17 protein-coding genes are annotated in these 21,467 nt (G+C 55.4%); 2 read left to right on the top strand and 15 right to left on the bottom strand.

Annotated features, from left to right (window positions below; genetic code table 11):
• Positions 1–477: 477 nt before the first annotated feature.
• The 7 genes from E0L13_RS00075 to E0L13_RS00045 all read right to left on the bottom strand — a co-directional run bounded on the left by E0L13_RS00075 (position 478) and on the right by E0L13_RS00045 (position 10,386).
• Positions 478–1,029 carry a hypothetical protein gene (locus E0L13_RS00075; protein ID WP_168059458.1) on the bottom strand — a complete coding sequence of 184 codons (552 nt, stop codon included), beginning with the start codon at positions 1,027–1,029 and terminating at the stop codon, positions 478–480.
• Positions 1,030–1,093: 64 nt separating this feature from the next.
• Positions 1,094–1,447 carry a YerC/YecD family TrpR-related protein gene (locus E0L13_RS00070; RefSeq protein WP_087478507.1) on the bottom strand — a complete coding sequence of 118 codons (354 nt, stop codon included), beginning with the start codon at positions 1,445–1,447 and terminating at the stop codon, positions 1,094–1,096.
• A 92-nt stretch (positions 1,448–1,539) separates the two neighbouring features.
• Complete coding sequence (locus E0L13_RS00065; RefSeq protein WP_168059456.1) at positions 1,540–5,184, bottom strand: PolC-type DNA polymerase III; 3,645 nt, start codon at positions 5,182–5,184, stop codon at positions 1,540–1,542.
• A gap of 53 nt (positions 5,185–5,237) precedes the next feature.
• Positions 5,238–6,719 (bottom strand): VanW family protein, encoded by a 1,482-nt coding sequence (locus E0L13_RS00060; RefSeq protein ID WP_240924612.1) that lies wholly within the window; start codon positions 6,717–6,719, stop codon positions 5,238–5,240.
• Positions 6,720–6,721: 2 nt separating this feature from the next.
• Positions 6,722–7,747: a DNA polymerase III subunit delta gene (holA, locus tag E0L13_RS00055; protein WP_168059454.1), complete on the bottom strand. Its 1,026-nt coding sequence runs from the start codon at positions 7,745–7,747 to the stop codon at positions 6,722–6,724.
• Positions 7,748–7,750: 3 nt separating this feature from the next.
• On the bottom strand, positions 7,751–9,859 hold the full coding sequence (locus E0L13_RS00050; protein WP_168059452.1) for a ComEC/Rec2 family competence protein: 2,109 nt from the start codon (positions 9,857–9,859) through the stop codon (positions 7,751–7,753).
• Positions 9,856–10,386: a ComEA family DNA-binding protein gene (locus E0L13_RS00045; protein ID WP_168059450.1), complete on the bottom strand. Its 531-nt coding sequence runs from the start codon at positions 10,384–10,386 to the stop codon at positions 9,856–9,858. Before E0L13_RS00045 ends, E0L13_RS00050 begins: the two co-directional genes overlap by 4 nt.
• A 258-nt stretch (positions 10,387–10,644) precedes the next feature.
• On the opposite strand from E0L13_RS00045, the gene E0L13_RS00040 reads away from it, so the two are divergent.
• Positions 10,645–11,520 carry a phosphoribosylaminoimidazolesuccinocarboxamide synthase gene (locus tag E0L13_RS00040; RefSeq protein ID WP_087478501.1) on the top strand — a complete coding sequence of 292 codons (876 nt, stop codon included), beginning with the start codon at positions 10,645–10,647 and terminating at the stop codon, positions 11,518–11,520.
• A 104-nt stretch (positions 11,521–11,624) separates the two neighbouring features.
• Here E0L13_RS00040 and E0L13_RS11805 read toward each other — a convergent pair whose 3' ends face one another.
• From E0L13_RS11805 to E0L13_RS12000, 3 genes are read right to left on the bottom strand one after another with little or no spacing between them, the layout of a single operon-like run.
• Complete coding sequence (locus tag E0L13_RS11805) at positions 11,625–12,212, bottom strand: adenine deaminase C-terminal domain-containing protein (RefSeq protein ID WP_240924611.1); 588 nt, start codon at positions 12,210–12,212, stop codon at positions 11,625–11,627.
• The gene (locus tag E0L13_RS11800; protein WP_346766147.1) at positions 12,179–13,135 is read right to left on the bottom strand and encodes an amidohydrolase family protein; all 957 of its coding nucleotides are present in this window, start codon (positions 13,133–13,135) and stop codon (positions 12,179–12,181) included. Before E0L13_RS11800 ends, E0L13_RS11805 begins: the two co-directional genes overlap by 34 nt.
• On the bottom strand, positions 13,018–13,377 hold the full coding sequence (locus tag E0L13_RS12000) for a hypothetical protein (RefSeq protein WP_346766142.1): 360 nt from the start codon (positions 13,375–13,377) through the stop codon (positions 13,018–13,020). Before E0L13_RS12000 ends, E0L13_RS11800 begins: the two co-directional genes overlap by 118 nt.
• Before the next feature lie 213 nt (positions 13,378–13,590).
• On the opposite strand from E0L13_RS12000, the gene E0L13_RS00030 reads away from it, so the two are divergent.
• On the top strand, positions 13,591–14,973 hold the full coding sequence (locus tag E0L13_RS00030; protein WP_168059448.1) for an NCS2 family permease: 1,383 nt from the start codon (positions 13,591–13,593) through the stop codon (positions 14,971–14,973).
• Between the two features lie 85 nt (positions 14,974–15,058).
• Here the strand turns inward: E0L13_RS00030 and E0L13_RS00025 are convergent, their stop codons facing one another.
• The 5 genes from E0L13_RS00025 to E0L13_RS00005 form a co-directional block, all read right to left on the bottom strand.
• Positions 15,059–15,508, bottom strand: coding sequence for an acetyltransferase (locus E0L13_RS00025; protein WP_240924610.1), 450 nt, complete (start codon positions 15,506–15,508; stop codon positions 15,059–15,061).
• A 78-nt stretch (positions 15,509–15,586) separates the two neighbouring features.
• Positions 15,587–17,026 carry an Asp-tRNA(Asn)/Glu-tRNA(Gln) amidotransferase subunit GatB gene (gatB, locus tag E0L13_RS00020; RefSeq protein WP_095628691.1) on the bottom strand — a complete coding sequence of 480 codons (1,440 nt, stop codon included), beginning with the start codon at positions 17,024–17,026 and terminating at the stop codon, positions 15,587–15,589.
• On the bottom strand, positions 17,026–18,483 hold the full coding sequence (gene gatA / locus E0L13_RS00015) for an Asp-tRNA(Asn)/Glu-tRNA(Gln) amidotransferase subunit GatA (protein ID WP_168059446.1): 1,458 nt from the start codon (positions 18,481–18,483) through the stop codon (positions 17,026–17,028). Before gatA ends, gatB begins: the two co-directional genes overlap by 1 nt.
• Before the next feature lie 11 nt (positions 18,484–18,494).
• A complete protein-coding gene (gene gatC / locus E0L13_RS00010) occupies positions 18,495–18,785 on the bottom strand; it encodes an Asp-tRNA(Asn)/Glu-tRNA(Gln) amidotransferase subunit GatC (RefSeq protein ID WP_087478495.1) in 291 nt (96 codons plus the stop codon).
• 635 nt (positions 18,786–19,420) lie between these two features.
• Positions 19,421–20,941, bottom strand: a complete 1,521-nt coding sequence (locus tag E0L13_RS00005; RefSeq protein ID WP_168059444.1) for a phage replisome organizer N-terminal domain-containing protein — start codon at positions 20,939–20,941, stop codon at positions 19,421–19,423.
• Positions 20,942–21,467: the final 526 nt, after the last annotated feature.

Raw genomic sequence — 21,467 nt, 5'->3', positions numbered from 1 at the left:
ATAAGGTAAGATTATTATCCCTTGTTTTTATTTACGTGAATATAAATTCAATATTTTCAATTATTTTATCTATTCTCAATCCACCCCATGCGATATTGCACGGGTGGGCATATTTGCGTCGTTTTTCACCAAATAAACCGCACATTTCTTTACCTCGTTAAAGCGAGAAATCAGGTAATTTATGTCATGACAACAGATATACTCTACAATATATCTCCTGGGACAGTATAGTCTGCTTTCTTCAACGTAGAAGTAATATGCATACGACTTGCATCTATCGCTTCTTCCTTTATCCATCTAATGGACAAATCCCTATCATTTCTTGACTAGGGCGAACAAAAGATAATTACCATCAAAGGCGTACAAAAAAAGCAGGCTGAAAATTCATCTTCAACCTGCTTTATCTATGCCGATTTGTTTGTTGCTTTTGCCGTTCAGAAAGTTTTTATCCTTTTCTCTAGGATCCTTGCTCCGCCCCTACTGCCTCCACGAACCGATGGTTTCCATAATGGCAGCCGTGCCAGCGTTCAAGTGGGGGAAGCGCGTGAAGCCTGTCGCCCGCTCTATGAAGGTCATGTACTCGTCTGCTTCGTCTTCTATGGCCTGCAGGAGGCTGCCGTCGACGTGCTCCAGCAGGGCCAGATCGGCCTGCTCATATCGTCCCGTAAAGGTCAGAAGACGGGCCGCGTCGTACGTAATGCCGCGAAAGGGCGGCAGGCAGGCCAGCTGCGTCAGGTACCGGCATTTATCGCTCAACTTCGGCAGTCCGACCGGTTCGGCGCCCGCCGCTGCGGCCGCCTCCTTGAGCCATCGGTCAACGACGCCTTCCAAAAAAGCAAAGAGCGTCAGCAAGGCGGCTCGTTCATACCGTCTGGCAAAGAATTCCCCTTTCGCCGAGTCTTTTTCGTGATGCCGCAGGGCTCGTCCTTTAAAGGCCTTGTAGTCCTTCCACAGCTCCTCATACACCGAGGCCTGTAATATGTCGACGTCGCCGTTTTGAAAGACCGTGACGTTGATCTTCGCTTTCATTCGTCATTCATCCTTTCCACATAAAAAGCTCCCGCCCAAACGGGAGCCTTTCTGCTGTATCGTATTATGCGTCCTGCCCGTGGCCGTGCTTTCGGTTGGACGTCGTCTTTAAAAATTCCGGATCGTGCTCGGCCATGCGGGTCAGGATTTTTTCATAGCCGCCGCTGCCGTACATGAGGCAGCGCTTGATGCGGCTGATCGTCGCCGTGCTGGCGCCGGTCTTCTTGACGATGTCTTCGTAAATATCGCCGGCCTTGAGCATGCGGGCGACTTCGAGGCGGGCCGCAATAGCCTTCATTTCCTGCACCGTGCATATATCTTCAAAGAATTCGTAGCATTCGTCTAAATTTTGCAGCTGCAATATTGCCGAAAACAGCTGGTCGTGAAGATAATCCTTCAACTTTTCATTGGCGCTCATGGGCAGGTCATCTCCTTCTCTGCTTTTATCCTTTAGCGTATAAAACTCACACTTAATTATAAAACAGTTTAGACAGAATGTCGAGAAAAACCTTACATGGCAAACAAATCAATCTGCTCGTCTTCGGGGAGGTCGCCCAGGCAGCCTTCTTCGGCCATGAGCTCCAGCGCCGGCTGCGGTACCTTGCCGCGGATTTTGAGATCGGCCTTGGAGCTGAACGGCGCGTCATTGCGGGCCGACACAATCTGTTCGGCTACGCTGACGCCCAAGCCGTCGATGGCCGTAAAGGGCGGCAGGATCTTGCCTTCGCAGATGGTAAAGCGCGTGGCGTCAGAGCGGCTGATATCGACGTTCATAAAGGAGTAGCCCCGCAGGCTCATTTCTACGGCCAGCTCCAGAGACGAATACAAGTCCATGTCGATTTTCGTAGCGCTCTTGCCCTTGGCCATAATATCCTTCATGGCCTGCCGCTGCCCTTCCAGGCCGTGTATCATAGCCGACAGCTTAAAGGCCTTGGCGCGGATCGTAAAGAAGGCCGCGTAATAGGCCAAGGGGTAATTGATTTTAAACCAGGCGATGCGGAAGGCCATCATGACGTAGGCTACGGCGTGGGCTCTCGGGAAGAGGTAGCCGATTTTGTGGCACGAATCGATGAACCACTGGGGAATGTGGCCTTCCTTGAGTTCTTCTTCGTAATTGGACGTCTTCTGGCCCAGCTTGTTGAGCTTGTCGATGCCCTTGCCCTTACGGACGTTTTCCATGACCTTAAAGCTCGTCTTGGGCTTGATGCCGTGCTGAATGAGATAGTTCATGATGTCGTCGCGGGTAGAAATGGCTTCCTTCAGCTGCACCGTGCCGGACGTGATGAGGTCTTGGGCGTTGTTCAGCCATACGTCCGTACCGTGGGAGAAGCCGGATATGCGCACCAATTCCGAGAAGGTCTTGGGCTTGGTATCGACGAGCATCTTGCGGACGAAGGACGTGCCGAATTCGGGAATGCCCAGGCTGCCGACTTTGGAGCCCAGCTCTTCTTCCGTCACGCCTAAGGCCTTGGGCGTGCTGAACAGGCTCATCGTCGCCGGGTCGTCGAAGGGAATGGTCTTAGCGTCGACGCCGGTCATGTCCTCGAGCATGCGGATAACCGTCGGATCATCATGGCCGAGTATGTCCAGCTTGACCAGACGGCCTTCGATGGAGTGATAGTCGAAGTGGGTCGTAATGATGCCGCTGTCCTTCTTGTTAGCCGGGTACTGGACAGGCGTAAAGTGATGGACGTCCATGTCGCGGGGGATAACCATGACCCCGCCGGGATGCTGGCCCGTCGTACTCTTGACGCCGGTGCAGCCGCTGACCAGGCTGTTGACGTAGGCGTCGTTGACCTGCATGCCCCGGGCGGCAGCCCATTTCATGACGTAGCCGTAGGCAGTTTTATCCTTGACGGCGCCGATGGTGCCGGCGCGGAATACGTTGTCCTTGCCGAACAGTTCTTCCGTGTATTTATGGGCCTTCGGGTGGTATTCGCCGGAAAAGTTCAAATCGATATCGGGAACCTTGTCGCCGTCGAAGCCCAGGAAAATCGCGAAGGGGATGTTGTGGCCGTCCTTATGCAGCTCTGCGCCGCAGTGGGGGCATTTCTTATCGGGCAGGTCGAAGCCGCCGCCGACTTCCCCCTTCGTAAAGAACTCGCTCCACTGACAGTTCGGGCAAACGTAATGAGGCGGCAAGGGATTGACTTCCGTAATGTCGGACATGGTCGCCACGAAGGACGAGCCGACGGACCCACGGGAGCCTACGAGGTAGCCGTCGTCATTGGAATGCTTAACGAGCTTATGGGCGATGTAATAGAGCACGCCGAAGCCGTGGCCCAGGATAGACGTAAATTCTTCAATGAGCCGGTCCTCGACGATTTGCGGCAAGGGATCGCCGTAAATCTTATGGGCCTTTTCATAGCACATGTTCTTCAGGGCCTCCGACGAGCCGGCAATCTGCGGGAAGTACAGCGTTTCCTTCGGCACGGGGCGCACGTCTTCAATCATTTCATTGACCTTGTTGGGATTGGTAATGACGACTTCGCGAGCCCGTTCTTCGCCGAGGTAAGCGAATTCTTCCAGCATTTCGTCAGTCGTGCGCAGGTACAAGTCGGGCTGGAACTGGGCGTCCTTAAAGCCCTTGCCGGTCATGAGGATTTCCCGGTATATCTTGTCTTCCGGGTTGAGAAAGTGGGCGTCGCACGTCGCGACGGTCATCTTGCCCAGCTCGTCGCCGATGCGCAGGATCGTGCGGTTGATGTCCCGCAGGCCTTCGTCGTCGGGCACGTAGCCCTCGCGGACGAGGAAGCTGTTGTTCGTCAAAGGCTGGATTTCCAAATAGTCGTAGTAATCGGCAATCTTCTTCAGTTCTTCATAGGGCAGTTTTTTCTGCACCATAGAGCGGACCAATTCGCCCGCTTCGCAGGCCGAGCCGAGGATGAGCCCTTCGCGGTACTCGTTCAGGACAGCCCGGGGAATACGGGGACGGCCGCGGTAAATGTATTTCAAATGGGAAATGCTGACCAGCTTGTACAGGTTGCGGATGCCGACCTGATTCTTCGCCAAGATGATGATGTGGTAGGACTGATCGATTTTTTCGTCAAACAGGTATCCTTCCATGCCGTAAATAACCTTGATGTTGTTCGTCTTGTCCGTCGACAGCTCCTGCAGGAGCGGGAAGGACTGGACGACGCCGTGGTCTGTGACGGCAATGGCCGGATGGCCCCATTTTTTAATGGTCTTAATGAGCTGCTTGACCGTAATCAAGGCGTCCATATCGCTCATGACCGTATGGAGGTGGAGCTCGACGCGCGGCGTCGGGTTGTTGTCTTCCCGTTCGACCGTAACGCCTTCGTCGTCAGCCATGATGTCGTTGGCGTTGAAGACGTAGTCGTTGACGTACGTATCGTATACGACGTCGCCGCGCATGCGGACGTAGGCCCCTACCTTCATGCGCTGGGAAAAGGTCGCGTACTCGTCGGCAGACATGGCGTTTTTCTGGCGGAACTTGCCGCCGCCATTGCCGACGGTCAAAAACTGACGGGCCGAGATGCCGTTCGTCGAGTCGGCAATCTGGAAGGACAAGAGAATGCGCTTCGATTTCAGCTCGCGGAATTCAAGCTTGACGATTTTCCCCTTAATAATGACGTTATTTCGTTCTTCGCCGAGGATTTCCGTAATAGGCGTCACGTCGCCGCCAAAGGCCTTGCCGTACCAGACGCGGCTGTTGCCGCCGTCGGCGGATGCGCTGGCTCCCCCTCCTGCCGGAGCCGACGAGCTGCGGGAGCTTCCGCCGTCGCAGGCGGCCTTGCAGGCTTTTTTATAGTCTTCGTCAAACAGCTCGGCGTCTTCTTCATACAAGCTGTCGTAGCAATCCTCATGAGGAATATCGTAGCCGTCTAAATCGTCCGTATAGACATTGGCTACACTGCGCAGTCCTTCGTCGTCGCCAGCCGCCGCTAAGGGCAGGTCGCCGCCGTGGTGAATTGCCATGACCTGGTGCACGACGTCTACCTTCCCTGTTAAATCCAGGCGGCTGCATACCTTGCGCCGCAGCAGCGTCATATCCGCCACGGCCCGGTCCGACTGGGTACGGACCTGCCAGGCATGTTCGGCCGGCGAAACACAGATTTCTTCGACGCATACCGTATGATCCGCGTCGAGGGGTATGAGTAGCTCTTGCTTAGGAACAATATGCCATACTTTCATCAGTTGTATATCCTTTCAGAAATATCAGGGTCGCCCTACCGGCAGGCAGCCGGCTAAAAGGCAAACATATCGTGAGGCGCGTTGATCAGCACATCCTGAGGCTGCAGGTCCGACGTCTGGACGACTGTTTCCGACGCCGGCCCGTTGGTGACGATGATTTCATCGTTCGGCGCGTAGTGCGATTCTATCGTATCGGTGTACTTGTCGCCGTCCGTATAGTTGACGGTACGGCGGATGACGATGTCGTGACCGTCGTAGCCGATCTGCTCGCAGACGTCGGAGGCGACGGCGTCGCTGTGCCTGCGGATGACCTTATGGGGCAGGTTCTGCAAGTGAATCGTCTGGAAGGTCGTCGTGCACGTATCGGCGTGGTTGCCCAGGATGTACGTCGTCACCGTATTGGCGCCAGCTACGGTGTAAATATATACGGGATGCTGGAAGGGATTGGTAAAGGCGAAATCCAGCGAATTATCGGCTACGGTCGCATCCATGCCGACGGGCACGTACGCCGCCGGGGCAAAATGGGGCGCCCGGCCGGCGATGAACAAGCCGGCCCGCAGGACGGCGTTGAACAGGGTCGTGCTGACCTGACAGACGCCGCCGCCGGCGTCGGGGACGAGCTTGTTGTCAAAATATACCGGCGCGTCCTTGTATCCCTTGTCGCGGGTCCGCGTGCCGACGTAGCCGTTGAAGGAAAAGTCCTTCTGAGCCGGTACGAGAGCATGGTTGAGCCGCTTCTGGGCAATGGCGATATTTTCATTCCGATCCTTGTTGGAGTCGTCAAAGTGGGTCGTGTAATAGGACAGCACCGTGTCGATATCCTTTAAATCCCCTTCCTTGACGGCCGCTTCCTCTCGCGACTGGATCGGAGCTTCCATGTCCTCCGTAACGCCGCGGTCCAGCTGGTCGTGAATCTGTTGTTTCAGCGCCACGTCATCGAGGACGATGCGATCCTTTTCCTTGTGAATGGACACGGTCTTATTGTCGCTGTTGGGCACGGCGTAGGCGTTTTCCGGCGCCTTGTCATAGACATCGTGGATTTGCTGAACTCGTTCATCCAGCTTTTCTTCGTCCACCTTGAGGGACAGGGGCACGTCTTTCCCAAACCGCAGAGTCGCAACGACGTCGGCCAGGCGCTGCCACGGCGTGCCGCGGCGGCCGACGAGATACACGTCGTCAAAGATTTTTTCCTTGTCGAATTGCAGCTCCAAGTCGTCGAAGTCGATCGTCTCGTCTATGTCTTCGCCGGTCAGGCGAATCGTCCGGCCCTTGAGCTCCCCTTCCTTATCGTCTACATACTGGCGCGCCTGTTCCTCCGACCAGTCCCGCACGGGCTGGCCGTCGAGGGTCACCCGGTCCGCCGCCGCGCTCTGGGCGGCAAAAAATCCGGCGAAGGCCAGGACGCAAAGAACGGCGACGGCGCCGACAGCCTTCTTCCACGGCCGCCGTTTCTCGACGATGCCGTGCTTTTCCCGATAGCGGCGGCGATAATCCTTCATGCGCTCTTTGCGCGCCTTCTTTTCTTCATCATCCAACGTTAAACCCTGCCTTTAGTGCGGCAATACAGGCAGATGAGCGGCCCGATGTCGTCTATCGCCGCCGTGCCTCTGCGAATATTGCGCTGTAATGTAAATATATTGGTAATCAATTCCTGTAACTCTCTTATTGTCCAATAGGGCGCGGCTTTTTGCAAGTGATATAACACATATTTTACACTTCTGCCCTTATTGATCTGCGTCATAATGGATTCGCACTGGCGCTGGCCCATACCAGCCTCTTTCAATTCCTTATATGCCAGAAGCAGGCGCAGGCGGGACATCATATAGCCCACGTTCTTCAGGAACAAGTCCTGCCGCGAGAACAGCCCTTCCAAAAAAGGCACGACGTGCCGGCCGTCGCGGCGCAGGAAATAGTCCATAAAGGTGAACAAGTTTTTCTCCATCGTCCCGGCGAACAAGTCCGCCACATCGGCTTCGTCGACGCTGCGCCGGCCGTCGTCCAGGGAAATGCACAGCTTTTCCAGCTCGGAAAAGACGTACATGAGGGAAATCTCGCCCCAGGTCTGAAATAATCCGCGCAGGTACTGCTCGGCCCGCAGGGTCAGCTTCTTCCCCCGGCCTTCCAGGAACTCACAGACGTAGGGCATGACGTTTTTCTCCGTCACGGCCTCGCCTGCGACGACGTCGGCCATAGGGCGCAGCTCCTTGAAAAAGGCGCAGCCCGTGTCTATGTTTCCCTTGGTATAAAACAGGACGCCGTTTTCATCGGACAGGGTCCGCAGCTTTTCCAAAAACCACGTCTCTTCCTTGGACAGCTTACTGCGCGACCGGCCGCCGCGCTTTATCGGCAGGAAGGGGCACTCGGTCCATACGACGACGCTGCCGCCGCCGAACAGGCTCGTCCCTTCAAAGGCCTCGACGACCGATGCCGCAGGGGCGTCCTTTTTGAACTGCCGCACCGCCGCGTCGCCGCCGGCCCGCTGTTGGCAGTCGGCAACGAAACGCCGCCGGGCCTGCTCCATCAAATATTCTTCTGTTCCGTATATCACTGCGATTGGTTTCATCGTTTACTCTCCGCCCCGGGCCGTAAAAGTCCACTCGCCCTTTCGATAGGTTCCCGTAATCTGGCCGTCGCGAGCCGGCGAAAACCAGGGAATATCGTATAGGGCCGCCCCTTCCGTCCATTCGTCGTACCTTTCGTCATGACCGCCGCTGCGATAGAAAATCAGCGCCGCAGCCTGGCTGGGAAAGGTCTTCTCATCGTACGGCGGCAGCTGGCGCAGCTCGATACAAGCTCCGTCAGGAAGCCGTTTCTGCGGCAGGCCGTCGTACAGGTAATAGGGAATCGCCCCTTCTGCAGCAACGACGGGCATGGCGTCGTCAGCCAAGCGGCACGGCCTGTCCAGGGTAAATCTCTCCTCTATCTGGGCCGCCGTTTTCTCCGGCTCGCAGCCGACGACAGTACAGCCGGTCAGACGGAATATGCCTTCATACCGCAATGCCGGCGTCAGCGTGTAAGCCGCCTGCTCAGGGTTCGCCCAGGAACTTTTATTATACCACAGATAGGCCGAATCATCATCATAGACGACGCACGTCGCCTTATCTTGTCCCAAATCGAAGACGTGGACGACGGCCTCAGGCCGGTTCAGCTGCGCCCAGCCCCAGGAACCGAGGCCGGCGACGGCTGCCAAGACCAGCAAGATGCGCCTCTGCCGAGGCCAGACGAAGACCGCAGCAAGGGCCGTATACCAGGCGGCGACAGCCGGCAGAGACATGGCTCCGGCCCAGAAACGGCTGTGCGGCAAGGCCGACAGAAAATAATTTCCCTTCACGGCCAGTGCCAGAAGGGGCGACACGCCGTGCAGGACCATATGGGCGGCGGGATCGCAGAGAAAACCGAGAACGGCGGCAGCCAGTCCTAAAACGATGACCAAATCCAATACGGGGGCGACGAGGAGATTGGCTGCAAAGGAATAAACGGGAAAGGCATGGAAATTGGCAAACAGCAGGGGCAGCAGCAAGACCTGGGCGCACAGGCATACGGACAAGCCGTCGCGCAGCAGCGCCGGCAGGGCGGAAAACCAGGGCCGCACCTTGCCGCTGAGAAGGACGATGCCCGCCGATGCGCCGCAGGACAGGCGGAAGCTCAAATCATAGAGCAAATACGGACTGTACAGCAGCATGAGCAGCACTGCCGCCGCCAAGGCCTGCACGCTCGCGTAGTCCCGCCGGGCCCACAGGCTGAAGGAACAAATCAGCCCCATGATGGACGCCCGGACGACGGGGGCGACGAATTCAGCCATAGCTCCGTACAGAAGGACGAAGGCAGCCGACAGAAAGAACTGCCATTTTCCCCGCAGCCCGGCCGCCCGGCCTAAAATCTGCACGACCGACAGGAGCAAGGCGATGTGCGACCCCGACACCGACAGGATATGAATCAATCCCGTTATACTAAAGCTTTCGATGAGCTCCGGCGGCAGCTCGTCGTAATGACCGCCGAAGAGCAGGCTGCTCAGGATATGAGCCCCGTCCGTCCCCAATACGGCGCGGAAGCGGTCCGTCATGGTTTCGCGCAGATTCGCCAAGGTATGACGCCATCCCTGCGCCGGCTGAAGCAAGGTCAGGCTGCCGTCGTCGCCGTAGCCCTTTAAAAAGATGCCGCTTTCCTTGTCGCGGTGCCGGGCGTCGTAGGCTCCGCAGTTTTTATAATACCGAATAGACCGCAGGACGCCGCGGAAGGCGACGCGGGCCGACGGCTGAAAGGACGGATTGGCCGGAGCCGTCACATACACTGCGCCCGCTCCTTCCCGGAACGTGCCTTCGCCGGCATAGGCGAAACGCTCCATATCGACGACATAGCGGGCCATCGTCTTGCCGTCGGTTTCGTACATACTGCCTTTTTCCCGGAGCGTCCCTTCCATATAGATGTCGGCTCCGCCGACATAATGAGGCAGCCTGTCGTACTGCTCCGCCGCCAGCTGCAAACGTATGCCGCCGGCCAGCAGGCAGCACAGCAGAAACAGCGGCCAAACCCAGCGCGTCTTCCTCGCCGCCGCAGCCAGGAGGACGGCGGCAAGACAGGCCGCAGCCCATTCCGTCATGGACCAGCCCAACGAATCTGCCGCCATGATGCCGACGCAGAAGGCCGACACAGCCCCCAGTCCCCGATACATCATATCGTCACCTTGTCCTGCAGCTCTTTATATTTCGCCGGGCCGATGCCCTTGACCTTCTGCAGCTCCTCTATGCCGGAAAACAAGCCGTGCTCGTCCCGATAGGCAATGATCTTACGGGCCATAGCCGGTCCGATGCCCGGCAGCTCGCCCAGCTTCTCCTCGTCGGCTTCGTTGATGTTGACGCGGCCATCGTCTGCCTTGCCGGCAGGCGGCGCGCCGTTCAAGTCATAGGGGATATGAATATGCATACCGTCAGCCGCTTCATCGGCAAAGTTGACAGCCGCCCCATCGGCATAAGGCAAGACACCTCCGGCGGCATGGACGGCTTCGCCGACGCGCACGTTCTCGTCAAAAGCGTATAGTCCGGGCCTGCGCACGGCGCCGCTGACGTAGACGTAGGCCGACCGGGGCTGAGGCGCTTCTACGGCCGGCGCGGCAGACGCCGGTTCCTCCAGCCAGTCCGGCAGCTCTCCCTGCCAAACGAATAGAGCCGCCAGCAGGCAGACTCCTATGAGCACTTTCTTCATATACAGACCTCCTCATTCAGGTATTTCTTCTTCACTTCTCGGTCTGCATCGGCCCTTCCTGCCGCCGTCATCAGGTTTAAGCTCCTTCTAATCTTCGTCTCATAAAGGGCCTCATATTTTAATATTTCTCCGTCATTCTCCGCCGCCGGCCGGTTATTTCGGTCAAAAACGAGCAATCCTATTCCATCGTCTTACATTTTGTGATATGATAAGTACATTCATCATGGATATAGTTTTAAATATATTGGAGGCCAGAACATGAAAGAATACAAACCGTTCAAATCAGGTAAAGTCCGCGAAGTATACGATGCCGGCGACAGCATCATCATGGTTGCGACCGATCGCATTTCCGCATTCGACCACATCCTGAAAAACCAGATTACGAAAAAAGGCGCGATCCTCACGCAGATGTCCAAATTCTGGTTTGATTTGACGAAAGATATTATTCCGAACCACATGATCTCCGTCGACAACGCCGACATGCCCGAATTCTTCCAGCAGGAACAGTTCCTCGGCAACAGCATGAAATGCAAAAAGCTGACCATGATCCCCATGGAATGCATCGTCCGCGGCTACATCACCGGCAGCGGCTGGGAAAGCTATAAGGAAAACGGCACGATCTGCGGCATCCAGCTTCCCGAAGGCCTGCAGGAATCGCAGAAGCTCCCCGAACCGATCTTCACGCCGAGCACGAAAGCCGAATTAGGCGACCACGACGAAAACGTCTCCCTCGAACAGGGCGCAGCCGTCCTCGACAAGACCTTCCCCGGCAAGGGCATGGAATACGCCGAAAAAATCCGCGACTACACCCTCGCCCTGTACAAGAAATGCGCCGACTACGCCTTGTCCCGCGGCATCATCATTGCCGATACGAAGTTTGAATTCGGCCTCGACGAAGAAGGCAATATCGTATTAGGCGACGAAATGCTCACGCCGGACAGCTCCCGCTTCTGGCCCCTCGAAGGCTACAAGCCAGGCCAGTCCCAGCCGTCCTATGACAAGCAGTTCGTCCGCGACTGGCTCAAAGCCAACCCGGACAGCGATTTCCTCCTGCCGCAGGACGTCATCGACAAGACGATTGAAAAATACGAAGAAGCCTATGAAATGCTGACAGGCAAAAAATTCGATAAATAAGCAACAAAAAAATGGATTCAGCTTCTCGCGCTGAATCCATTTTTTTGTTGCTTATGAAGTAGATTTTAACATCCAAGCTAACGGACGCAGCTACTCCATACAGCCTATTCTGCCTCGATATCCATAAACTCGAAGGCGTCTACGTCGAATAAGCCTGTATCCAAAAGCTTAATCTGCGGGATGACCGGCAGGGACATGAAGCACAAGGTCATGACGACGTCCACATCCTCGTGGATGCCCAGCGCTTCGTGGCCGGCTGCGTAGATTTCTTCGGCCTGCTCTTCTACCCAATGGCCGTCCCGATTGCTCATGAGGCCGGCAATAGGCAGGGGCATAGAGGCGATGACGGCTCCGTCCAGCACGACGGCAATGCCTCCTTCCTGGGCCGCGACGGCTTCGACGGCCGCCGCCATGTCGCCGTTGTTCGCGCCGGCGACGATGATGTTGTGAGAATCGTGGGCAATGGATACGGCCACGGCCCCCTTCGTCAGTCCGTAGCCCCGCAGCAGGCCGAGGCCGACATTGCCCGTGCCGTGATGGCGTTCGACGACGGCGACCTTGACGATATCAGCGGCGGCATCATATACGAAATCGCCCCTTTCATCGACGGCTACTGTCGCCGTCCCTTTGCGAGTCACGACGCTGCCGGGGATAATATCTATCGTATGGACCGACGGCGAGCGCAGGGCCATGCGCAGCTTGTCGGCAGAAAAACCGGCCAGATGTACGGTGTGACGGACAGCACCGGTGTCAGCCTGCGTAAAAGGCGGAATATACGCCCCTTCGGACGCAACTTCCTCGCCGGCAATAAAGGTCTTCCAAACGGAAAACTCCTGCAAATCATCAAACAAGACGACGTCGGCCCGTTGGCCCGTTTTCCCGGCGCCAGAGCACCGCGGTCCGACAAACCGTAGCATTCGGCAGCGTTGAGCGTCGCCATCGCAACGGCTCCTTCCGGCGAAATGCCGTGCCGCACGCACAGCCGCAGGTGCTCGTTCAAATGGCCCTTGGAAAATATCGTTTTCAAATGCAGATCGTCGGAACACAGCAGGAACCGGCGCAGGTTCTGCGGCGTGACGGCGCCGATGAGATTCGGCAAATCGCGGCAGGCCGAACCGTTTCGCAGGAGGACGTACATGCCGAGGGAAATTCGCTCCAGCGCTTCCTCGGCAGTGGAGCATTCATGGTCCGTCCGAATTCCGGCAGCGGCGTAAGCCTGCAGCCCGCCGCCATGGAGGCCCGGACTGTGACCGTCGACGATCTTGCCTGCTTCATGGGCCGCCGCTAACTTATCCAGCACGTCGTCCTGGGCTGCCGCGACGCCGGGATAGTTCATAAATTCCCCTACGCCCAATATGTAACTGTCCTGCAGAGCCCGGGCCAGCTCTTCCGCGCCGATGACGGCGCCGCTGTGGTCGAAGGATGTCGCCGGCACGCAGGATGGAGCCATGAACTGAATATCCAGAACGGTCTGCTCCGCCGCTTCGGCCATATACTTCAATCCAGCCAGCCCGCAGACATTGGCGATTTCATGAGGATCGGCAATAATCGTCGTCGTCCCCATGGGAACGACGAGGCGGCCGAATTCTTCCGGACTGACGTAGGACGACTCGATGTGGATATGGCTGTCGATGAGGCCCGGCGCGGCATACCGCCCTCCGGCATCGACGACGCGCCGCCCTTCGTATGAACCACCGATACCGGCGAGGACGCCGTTATGACAGCAATGTCCCCTTCTCGTATGGACTGGGTATACACGTCGATAATACGGCAGTTTTTAAGGACCAAGTCGCAGGGAATGATCCCCTGGGCCGCTTCAATTCTTCGTTTCAACAGGTCTTTATATACAGAAGCCATAAGTAACTCTCCTTTGTTTGCCAATTATAGGTACTCATATTGTACCATACCCGCTGCGGGGAAGCCAAAGCATCTTGCCGAAAAACATCTTCTATACGACAAATTTATATGACTATAAAAAATATTTTCACCCTTTTCATTGCTATTTCGACCTGAAAAGGATATAATCATACCTATGTTTTTATTTTTATAAATTCACAAAAGGGGTGCATTATGAACTTCCTCGACCGTATGTTTCATTTGACGCAAAACGGCACGACTGTAAGAACCGAGCTCATCGCCGGCATTACGACCTTCATGACCATGGCCTATATTCTGGCCGTCAACCCGACGATTCTGAGCGCCGCCGGCATGGATAAGGGCGCCGTCCTAACGGCGACGGCCTTGGCGTCCCTCATCGGCACGCTGTGCATGGCCTTCTTTGCCAACTATCCTTTCGCCCTGGCTCCCGGCATGGGCCTGAACGCCTTTTTTGCCTATACCGTAGTCCTGCAGATGGGCTATACTTGGGAAATGGCCCTGGCCGCCGTCTTTGTAGAAGGCGTCATTTTTATCGTCCTATCCTTGACAAACGTCCGCGAAGCCATCTTCAACGCCATACCGATGACCCTGAAAAAGGCAGTGTCCGCCGGCATCGGTTTGTTTATCGCCCTCATCGGCCTGTTCAACGCCCAAATCATCGTCGCCAACCCGGCTACGAAGATTTCCCTCTTTTCCTTTAAGCAGGCCGTCGCCGACGGCACCTTCCACACCGTAGGCATTACGGTACTGCTGGCCATGCTGGGCATCTTGTTTACGGCCTTCCTCATGATCCGCCGCGTCCGCGGCAACGTCCTCTGGGGCATCCTGTTTACGTGGATACTGGCACTCCTCTGCGAACTGACCGGCCTGTACGTCCCCAATCCGGAGCTGCACATGTACAGCGTCATCCCCGACGTATCTGCCGGCGCGGCGGCCTTTGCACCAGCCAGTATCGCCCCAATCTTCGGGCATCTCGATTTCAGCCTCCTCTGGTCCGTCGATTTCCTCATCGTCATGTTCGCCTTCTTATTCGTCGATATCTTCGATACCTTAGGCACGCTCATCGGCGTATCCTCCAAGGCCAACATGCTCGACGCCGACGGCAAGCTGCCCCGCATCAAGGGAGCCCTCATGGCTGACGCCGTCGCCACGACCTTCGGCGCCGTCCTCGGCACCAGTACGACGACGACTTTTGTCGAAAGCGCTACCGGCGTCAGCGAAGGAGGCCGCACGGGCTTGACGGCGTTGTTCGTCGCCCTGTTTTTCGCCCTGTCCCTGTTCCTGTCGCCTCTCTTCATGGCCATTCCGGCCTTCGCCACCGCACCGGCCCTGGTCATCGTCGGGTTCCTCATGCTGACCTCTGTTGCCAGCATCGACTTTGACGATTTCAGCGAAGCCATTCCGGCCTACATTACCATCATTGCCATGCCCTTCTGCTACAGCATTTCCGAAGGCATCTCTTTCGGTATCATCTCCTATGTCATCCTCAACGTCCTGACGGGAAAACGAGAAAAAATCAGCCTGCTCATGTACATCCTGGCTGTCATCTTCATTGGAAAATATATCTTATTATAATTTTACATACGCTGCAAAATAAAACCTCTGCCGTCTTATGCGTTCGTTCCGCATGACGGCAGAGGTTTTATACGTTACAGATACTCTATCTCGGCAGCTTCATGTACAGCAGCGGATAGGGATTGCCCTGTTCGTCCAAATCCGACCGCTTATACACCGTAAAGCCCATGTACTCGTAAAAGCCGACGGCCTGGGGATTTTGCTCGTTTACCGTTACTTCCCAAGCGCCGTATCGTTCCACGGCCTGCTGGATCAAGGCTTTTCCGATTCCCTTCCCCCGTTCTTCCGGCGAGACGAAGAGCATTTCGATACGGCCGCCGTCCAATCCCAGGAAGGCCGTCATGACCTGCTGCTCGCTGCAAGCCGCGACTAATACGGGCACGCCGCCCAAAGCCTTCGGCACGTACTTCTTAATAGCCTCAATTTCGTCGGCCGATAAAAAATCATGCGTCGCCTTGACCGACCGTTCCCACAGCTCCGTCAAGGCCTCGATACAGGCATCTCTGTTCCCTTTAATTTCTGTAATATTCATCATAATCTCCTGCCTACAGGAAAAACCGCTTATGTTAAATTGCGGCATAAGCGGTTTTTCTATTCGTACTCGATATTTACATTATTGCAAATTTTTCGTCAAGAGCTCGTTGACGACGCCGGGGTTGGCCCGGCCCTTCGTTTCCTTCATGATCTGGCCGACGAGGAAGCCGATAGCCTTCTTCTTGCCGGCCTTGTAGTCGGCAACGGACTGCGGATTGGCTTCGATGATCTTCTTGACCAGTTCTTCCAGTGCGCCCGTATCGGTAATCTGTACGAGGCCCTGTTCTTTTACGACGTCATTGGCCGACTTGCCGGATTTCCACATTTCAGGCAGTACCTTCTTGGCGATTTTGCCGGAAATGGTGTTCTTGGCGATGAGCTGGAGCAGTTCGGCCAGCGCCGCCGGCTGTACGGGCGCATCGACAGCGCCTACGCCGTTTTCATTGAGGAGCTTGGCAAATTCGCCGAGCATCCAGTTCGACGCCGTCTTGGCATCGACACCGCATTTGACGACGTCTTCAAAATAATCTGCCGTCTGCTTTTCCAAGGTCAGCAGGTTGGCGTCGTATTCGGGCAGGCCCAGTTCGTCCATAAAGCGCTTCTTACGGGCGTCAGGCATTTCCGGCAGCTCCTTGCGGACTTCTTCAATGTATTCCGGCGATACTTCGATAGGAATCAAATCCGGTTCGGGGAAATAGCGGTAATCGCTGTCGCCTTCCTTGACGCGCTGGAGGAACGTAACGCCCTTGGCGTCGTCCCAGCCGCGGGTGCACTGCTGAATCGTGCCGCCTTCTTCGAGGATCTGGGCCTGACGGACGGCTTCATATTCAATGCCCTTCTGCACGCCGCTGAAGGAGTTGATATTCTTCAATTCCGTCTTCGTGCCAAGCTTGTCGCTGCCGACAGGACGGACGGAGATGTTGGCGTCGCAGCGCATGCTACCTTCTTCGAGGCGGCAGTCCGATACGCCTAAGTATTGGAGAATGGAACGCAGCTTTTCCAGATAAGCCCGCGCTTCTTCGCCGCTGCGCAGCTCCGGTTCGCCGACGATTTCCAGGAGAGGCACGCCCGTGCGGTTGTAGTCGACGCAGGACGAATCAGCCGTGTCGATGCTGCCGCCGCTGTGCACGAGCTTGCCGGCATCTTCTTCCATGTGGATGCGGGTCAGGTGGATACGGCGCTGTTCGCCGTTGACTTCAATATCCACGTAGCCGCCCTTGCAGATGGGCAGGTCAAACTGGGATGTCTGGAAGTTTTTCGGCAAATCGGGATAGTAGTAGTTTTTGCGGTCAAATTTGCTGTACGGCAAAATGTCGCAGTGCAGCGCCAGCCCTGCCTTGACGGCAAAGTGGAGCACTTCTTTATTGAGGACGGGCAGCACGCCGGGCAGACCCAGGCAAACCGGGCAGACATGGGTATTCGGTTCGGCGCCGAATTCAGTGCTGCATCCGCAGAAAATCTTTGTCTTCGTTTTCAGTTCGACGTGGACTTCCAAGCCGATAACGGATTCGTATTTCATTATAATTCAACCTCCCCCATAGGCAACGGCTTGCGCAAGTCCGTTCTATTCTGTTCAAAGGTGTAGGCTGCACGGAGCAGCGTTTCTTCATCGAGGGCCTTGCCGATGAGCTGCATGCCGATGGGCAGGCCGTTCTTGTAGCCGCAGGGAATGCTGAGTCCCGGAAGTCCTGCCAGGTTCAGCGTAACGGTGCAGACGTCGCCTAAGTACATGGCCAGCGGATTGCCGCTGTTCTGGCCGATCTTGAAGGCCGTGTCCGGAGCCGTCGGCGTCAGGAGGACGTCGCATTGTTTCAGCGCTTCGTCGTAATCATGCTTGATAAGCGTGCGGACCTTCATAGCCCGCAGATAGTAGGCGTCGTAATAGCCGGAGCTCAGGACGTACGTGCCGAGAAGGATGCGGCGCTGTACTTCCGGGCCGAAGCCTTCGGAACGGGTCTTGATATACATATCGACGATGTCCTTGCCTTCGACGCGCAGGCCAAAACCGACGCCGTCGTACCGGGCCAGGTTGGAGCTGGCTTCGGCCGGGGCGATGATGTAGTAGGCAGCGATGCCGTATTTTACGTGAGGCATGCTGACCGGCACGATTTCTGCGCCTAATTTCTTGTACGTTTCAATGGCTTCATCCAAGGCCTTGCGGCATTCGGCGTCGAGGCCTTCGCCGAAGAACTCTTCCGGAATGCCGATTTTCATGCCCTTGACGTCGTTGACCAAGGCCTGTTTGTAGTCCTTCTTGGCCTGCGGAATAGACGTCGAGTCCTTCGTGTCGTGACCGGCAACGGCATTCAATACGATGGCGCAGTCTTCTACGTCGTTCGTAAAGGTACCGATCTGGTCGAGGGACGACGCAAAGGCGATGAGGCCGTAGCGGGAAATGAGGCCGTACGTCGGTTTGAGGCCGACGACGCCGCAGTACGCCGCAGGCTGGCGGACAGAGCCGCCCGTATCGGAGCCGAGAGACCATACGCATTCGCCGGCAGCGACGGCAGCGGCCGAACCGCCCGACGAGCCGCCGGGAACATAATCCAGTCCCCAGGGGTTATGCGTAATCTGGAAGGCCGAGTTTTCCGTCGAGCTGCCCATGGCAAATTCATCCATGTTGGTCTTGCCCAGGCTGACGTAATCGACATCCATCAGCTTTTCAATAACCGTCGCATTGTACGGCGATTTGAAATGTTTCAGCATCTTGGACGCGCACGTAGCGTACTGCCCTTTAATGCAGATGTTATCTTTAATAGCCCCGGGAACGCCGGCCAAATCGGCAATGGCTTCACCGGCAGCGATCTTTTTATCGACGGCAGCAGCCGCTTCCAGCGCAAATTCGCGGTTATCCGACAAAAAAGCCTGAACCTGCGGTTCTACGGCGTCTTTGCGGGCAATATAGGCTTTCGTCAATTCAACGGCGGATAATTCGCCCTTGACGAGCTTGTCGTGTAATCCATGTATCGTTACCACAATATCCCTCCTTAATCCTGAATGACCTTCGGCACTTTGAAATAGCCGTCTTCCGGTTCCGGCGCATTTTGCAGCGCTTTATCATTGGGCAGGGACGTATGGGGCACATCGTCGCGCATGACATTGGACATGGATACGGCATGAGCCGTCGGCTGTACATCCGTAATATCTACCTGACTCATGAGATCCATATACGATAAAATGTCGTTCAGCTGTTTCCCGACAGCGTCAATCTGGTCTTCCTTGATTTCCAAGCGGGACAACAGTGCAATTTTCTTTATTTCTTCAGCACTGATTTTCATACAGACACTCCTCGCAGAAAAATTTTAATACGTATTTACAATAGGATATTATACCATATGAACGGCATAAAATCATCCTATTTTGACGAGATGACCGTACCAAGTTGCTGTAAATATGTATGATAAATCTCATACTCTGGCCCTTCTCGAATATGCGCCTTCCGGCATGGACGATACTGCAGCTTCTGTTCGGCTTCCCGGCGGAATGGACCCGGTTTATTTTATATTTTCATCACATTTGTACAGTAAATTTCCACAATTATTTTGCACCAGCACAAAAGAGCAGCGCTTTTGAAGTATTTTTGACAGGCATCATTCCGATAGCTGCCTTGCTGTATCGGTATCTCATTCAAAATATACGGGTACGGCTGCGTTGCTATGCTTATATGTCTTCCCCATCACGCCCAGTATTTGGCGCTATGGGCTGCGTCATAGAACGCCATAAGGCAGCAACGGTACTGTCACAGCAGCACCGCTATGATTTCTTTTATTTCTGCATGATAAGATTTCCTCATCATGTGCAGTCTTCAACTCGTATCCCGCGCTGTCAGAGCCTGTATATTTTAATTTGAAGACGCCTTACTAGCCTGAATCTGCGGCCCGTTCTTTACGGATGTTTGCCTGCGCCGCCAGGTCTACGGCAGCGCTTCGTACACGGGACAAATGCCTTCACCTAAGCTGACGTCCGGGCTGCCCCAGCTCATGTCGCTGATATGGCGGAGCCCGCCCTGGCCGGAAGGCGTACCCCCTGCGCTCTCGTACGGACTGGGCGCCGTATCATGGCGGGGACTGCCCTTGCTGTGAACCAATACGGCATGGATATACTGAACGCTGGACGCGCCCTTCTTCAAGGCAATGCAAATGGCCCGGCAGACAGCTTCTTCTCCCCAGCGCCGCGCCAACCCCTGCAGGGCTTCTACAGTCTGCCCGTCGGCCTTGCCGAACAAGGCTTCGTAATACAGGAGGGCCTTGCCGCCCGGCGGAGACGACGGCTCCTCTATATCGCCGCAGGTATCCCGCCTTTCATCGAGACGACCTGCGGCAGAACATGCATACGGCATAGAGGTGCCGTCTTCGGTTACATACGACGCCCTCTCGGCCGCCTCCTCCCCCTGCATGCCGCCCATATCGTCCCCGTCATACGCCGTGATTTCCCACACATTGGAAATCTGTGGGCAGTTCAGGACAGCCCCATCGTTCGACACGGCATATTCTACTTTATGTGTCTGCCCATTGACGCTCTGTACTTTCTCATCGGGCCCAGCAGCATCCTTCTCGCTGTTTCGTGGGCAACCCATAACAGCCCCGCTGTACGATGCAGCATATTCCCTTTCAGGTATTAGCTCGTTGATGCTCTGCATTTTCTCGTCAAGCAGAACACCAACCTGTTCACCATGCTGAACACAATGTAAGTCAGCCTTGCCAGACGGCACGGCATATTCCGTTTGATGTGTCTGGCCATTGACACGCAATCTTTTCTTATCGGTCACAGCGATAGTCTTCATGCCATTTCGGCGATAATCCACAGCAGTCCCGCCGTACGATGCAGCAGGTTCCGTTTCAGGGATTGGCTCGTTGATGTTCTGCATTTTTTCGTCAAGTATAGCCCCGATCTGTTCATCATGCTGAACGAAATCTAATGCAGCCTTGCCACACGACGTAGTATATCCCTCACAGGCCTGCCCATTGACGCTCCGTATTCTCTCGTCGGGCATACGGCCAATCATTTCATTAGGTAGAGCGCAAGCTGCTGCCTTCACCTGTTCCTCCCGCTGCCGCTGGCGATACCGTCTCATGCGGTCCCGGGCGTCGCTGCGCTTCTTCTCGTCGCGGGAAAAGCTCTGGATTTCATCCCAGGGCACGATGCGGATCAACCCCGTTTCATCGCGGCTGATGAGGTCAATCTGCTCAAACACGTCCAGCACCCGTTCCACAAAAGCCTTGCGGCGGCGCAGCTGACGAGCCAGCAGCTCCGTCGGCATAGCCTGTCTCTCCGATACGTATATGTAGCCGTCGTCGTTGATCATGCCGGCCAAATCCTTGAGATAAAACCAAATGACGAAATACGAATCGCCATGAGGCTGATTCAGCAAATACATCATCCGCGGGTCCTGAAACAACCCAACCTTCGTCTGAAACCATCGCAGCGCCTTCATGTCCGCACCTCTCCCTTCGCATCTCTCTATAGTAGTAAGGGACATGAAGGGCCGAATTTATTTCCCCCTTTGCTAAACTTGCATAAAACGCAAAGCAAAAACGATTCATCAAAAAAAAGAAAATACACTAAATAAAAAATAAGACAGAAAAAAATATAAAAAGAAAGAGAAAAAGAAAAGAAGACGTTACGCGTAACGCCGTGAAGCGTCAGAAACCAAATGAAAGCTAAAAACGGCTTAACAAAGCCCTTTGCAGTCATAGGCCCTTGTCAGCTATACGCCGTAATTCAGTTTATAATGCATGTAAATCAAAATATATAACGATACGATACTGCATTAAACCATTCATGCAACGCCAAACATTTGCCAATTCATTAGCTATTTCGACAACTGAATCACGATGCATTTCTTCCATTCCATGACTTCTATGCATACTCCATCCAAGACCGCAAACGCCTCCTGCCTATAAAGTTCAATCATATTTTTGTCGGCAACGGCACGTGTTCCCGATACTATCAAATTCTCG

Source organism: Megasphaera sp. SW808 (assembly GCF_012027795.1).
Lineage (GTDB): Bacteria > Bacillota > Negativicutes > Veillonellales > Megasphaeraceae > Megasphaera > Megasphaera stantonii.
This window is presented reverse-complemented; position numbering and strand designations above follow the sequence as displayed.

Coding starts and splice junctions, on each gene's coding strand:
- E0L13_RS00075 (WP_168059458.1), bottom strand. CDS start 1,029: ATGAAAGCGAAGATCAACGTCACGGTCTTTCAAAACGGCGACGTCGAC.
- E0L13_RS00070 (WP_087478507.1), bottom strand. CDS start 1,447: ATGAGCGCCAATGAAAAGTTGAAGGATTATCTTCACGACCAGCTGTTT.
- E0L13_RS00065 (WP_168059456.1), bottom strand. CDS start 5,184: ATGAAAGTATGGCATATTGTTCCTAAGCAAGAGCTACTCATACCCCTC.
- holA (WP_168059454.1), bottom strand. CDS start 7,747: ATGAAACCAATCGCAGTGATATACGGAACAGAAGAATATTTGATGGAG.
- E0L13_RS00050 (WP_168059452.1), bottom strand. CDS start 9,859: ATGATGTATCGGGGACTGGGGGCTGTGTCGGCCTTCTGCGTCGGCATC.
- E0L13_RS00045 (WP_168059450.1), bottom strand. CDS start 10,386: ATGAAGAAAGTGCTCATAGGAGTCTGCCTGCTGGCGGCTCTATTCGTT.
- E0L13_RS00040 (WP_087478501.1), top strand. CDS start 10,645: ATGAAAGAATACAAACCGTTCAAATCAGGTAAAGTCCGCGAAGTATAC.
- E0L13_RS11805 (WP_240924611.1), bottom strand. CDS start 12,212: ATGGCCCTGCGCTCGCCGTCGGTCCATACGATAGATATTATCCCCGGC.
- E0L13_RS12000 (WP_346766142.1), bottom strand. CDS start 13,377: ATGGCTTCTGTATATAAAGACCTGTTGAAACGAAGAATTGAAGCGGCC.
- E0L13_RS00030 (WP_168059448.1), top strand. CDS start 13,591: ATGAACTTCCTCGACCGTATGTTTCATTTGACGCAAAACGGCACGACT.
- E0L13_RS00025 (WP_240924610.1), bottom strand. CDS start 15,508: ATGATGAATATTACAGAAATTAAAGGGAACAGAGATGCCTGTATCGAG.
- gatB (WP_095628691.1), bottom strand. CDS start 17,026: ATGAAATACGAATCCGTTATCGGCTTGGAAGTCCACGTCGAACTGAAA.
- gatC (WP_087478495.1), bottom strand. CDS start 18,785: ATGAAAATCAGTGCTGAAGAAATAAAGAAAATTGCACTGTTGTCCCGC.
- E0L13_RS00005 (WP_168059444.1), bottom strand. CDS start 20,941: ATGAAGGCGCTGCGATGGTTTCAGACGAAGGTTGGGTTGTTTCAGGAC.